We start from the raw sequence: 1656 nt of genomic DNA, 5'->3' as shown, positions 1-1656 counted from the left end.
GTAAAGGCGCGCCAGGCCAGGTAGGGATCACCCTGTACTGTAATCAGCGGGAGTTTTCCGAACTGGAATTTGGCGACCAGCTGTTTGCAGTGGTCGCCCGGGAGATCGTCGGGCAACGTCGGGAAACCGAGCGTTACCGCGGCTATATCACTGATCTGGATCTGTCGGGGCTGCTCGGTGATGTGCAAAGCCCAAGCAATCTGTACCTGCGCTATAAAGCCGAACTGGAACAGTCACTCAATGCGGCCTTGGATCAGGTTTAGAGCGGGAAGGCGCCGCCATCTTTGGGCTGGCCTTCGACGCTGAGCAATTCCAGCTTGAGGGTCTTGCCGCCAGGCGCCGGCCAGTCGATGTGCTGGCCCACTTGCAGGCCAAGCAATGCGCTGCCCACGGGCGCCATGATCGAAATCTTGCCTTCGTCGGCGTTCGCGTGCTTGGGGTAGACCAGCGTCAGGTGATAGTCCTTGCCGCTGCTTTGTTCACGACAATGCACGCTGGAATTCATGGTCACGACACCCGCAGGCACTTCATCGTGACCAACCACGTCTTCGGCGCGGTCGAGTTCGGCTTGCAACGCTTCGACGCCGGGAAACTCGTCGCCCAAGCGGTCGATCAGTTGCTCCAGACGCTGCACGTCAAGACGGGTAAGAATGATGGACGGTGCGGTGGTCATGATTCAGGCAGACTCCTTTTTTCTGCACAAAAAAGCAAAACCCCGCCAGGAAAAGGCGGGGTTCTCACGGACCTCGATGAATGGAGGTGTATCCGGACACTACCACAGCGACACAAATAAACAAGACGCCGTCAGGTGCTCGCCTTGCGCTGCTCGGCCTCGGCGCAGATCACCCGGCGCCGCGCATCGTCGGCAGAGCGCCATTCCCGGATGTCTTCCACATGGCGAAAGCAGCCAAGGCAGACTTTCCGCTCGTCCAGGCGACACAAACTGATACAAGGTGACGGCACCGCCGGGCTGACATTGCTGAACAGCGGCTTGGGCGGGCGTACGGCTACAGGCTCACTCACCATCAGATCTCGTCGAAATCCAGCTCGACGCCGGTGTATTCCTGAACCAGGCGCATGAGCATCTCACCCAGCAACTCTTCACTCTTGTCGCACTGCCATTTGCCGCTTTCTTCATCGTAGTCGAAGTGAACGCCACCGGAGCGCGCCGCCAGCCACAACTGACGCAGCGGCTCCTGGCGACTGAAGATCAATTGCTGGCCGCTCTCGAACTTGACCGTCAGCACACCGGCCGAGCTTTCCAGGTCCACGTCCAGGCCGCTGTCGTCGAAAATATCTTCCAGCTTCTCTTGGGTGGCATCCACCAGGTCGTGAAAACGGGCTTCGGTCAAACTCATTGTGGCAACCTCAAAAGTGTCTGGTTTTGCTCAAGCGCCGCACGATACGGGCGAGCTTCGCCGATTGCAAAGGATACTGATTTCATCACGGATGACGGTACGAAATATCCCCAGGCATCGTAGTCTGCTTCCCTACTGTCTCGGCAAACCCCCGCCGGACGGGTGGTGCGGCGCATAGGCAAGCTGGCGGGTGGTCGGTATACTCGGGCGCAATTAATGCATATTCAAGGATTTCGCCATGAAGCGCCTGATCTCTTCCCTTGCTGCGCTCGTCGCGGTCGCTTGCCTCGTTAGTGCC

4 protein-coding genes and 1 pseudogene are annotated in these 1656 nt (G+C 58.7%); 1 reads left to right on the top strand and 4 read right to left on the bottom strand.

Translation table 11 applies throughout. From position 1 onward, the window contains the following. Positions 1–263: hypothetical protein (locus BKD70_RS22765; RefSeq protein ID WP_139145801.1), on the top strand; the 263-nt coding region annotated here is incomplete at its 5' end. Here BKD70_RS22765 and rnk read toward each other — a convergent pair. From rnk to BKD70_RS25240, 4 genes and pseudogenes are all read right to left on the bottom strand, one after another. Then, positions 260–673, bottom strand: coding sequence for a nucleoside diphosphate kinase regulator (rnk, locus tag BKD70_RS22760; protein WP_034129049.1), 414 nt, complete (start codon positions 671–673; stop codon positions 260–262). The two genes, BKD70_RS22765 and rnk, sit on opposite strands and share 4 nt — an antisense overlap. A 131-nt stretch (positions 674–804) precedes the next feature. Beyond that, a complete protein-coding gene (locus BKD70_RS22755; RefSeq protein ID WP_186353363.1) occupies positions 805–1026 on the bottom strand; it encodes a DUF1289 domain-containing protein in 222 nt (73 codons plus the stop codon). Continuing rightward, entirely contained in the window at positions 1026–1358 is a 333-nt protein-coding gene (gene cyaY / locus BKD70_RS22750) for an iron donor protein CyaY (protein ID WP_034129050.1), read from the bottom strand. The genes BKD70_RS22755 and cyaY overlap by 1 nt, the downstream gene beginning before the upstream one ends. An 85-nt stretch (positions 1359–1443) precedes the next feature. Beyond that, positions 1444–1656 (bottom strand): annotated as a pseudogene (locus BKD70_RS25240) (hypothetical protein); the annotation flags it as partial.

It is taken from the genome of Pseudomonas sp. BS-2016 (assembly GCF_001806145.1).
Classification (GTDB): Bacteria; Pseudomonadota; Gammaproteobacteria; order Pseudomonadales; family Pseudomonadaceae; genus Aquipseudomonas; species Aquipseudomonas lundensis.
Note: the sequence above shows the minus strand (reverse complement) of the source record. Positions and strands in the feature narration are given on the sequence as shown.

Excerpts from the sequence above, each read along its gene's own strand:
- rnk (WP_034129049.1), bottom strand. The coding sequence starts at position 673 with ATGACCACCGCACCGTCCATCATTCTTACCCGTCTTGACGTGCAGCGT.
- BKD70_RS22755 (WP_186353363.1), bottom strand. The coding sequence starts at position 1,026 with ATGGTGAGTGAGCCTGTAGCCGTACGCCCGCCCAAGCCGCTGTTCAGC.
- cyaY (WP_034129050.1), bottom strand. The coding sequence starts at position 1,358 with ATGAGTTTGACCGAAGCCCGTTTTCACGACCTGGTGGATGCCACCCAA.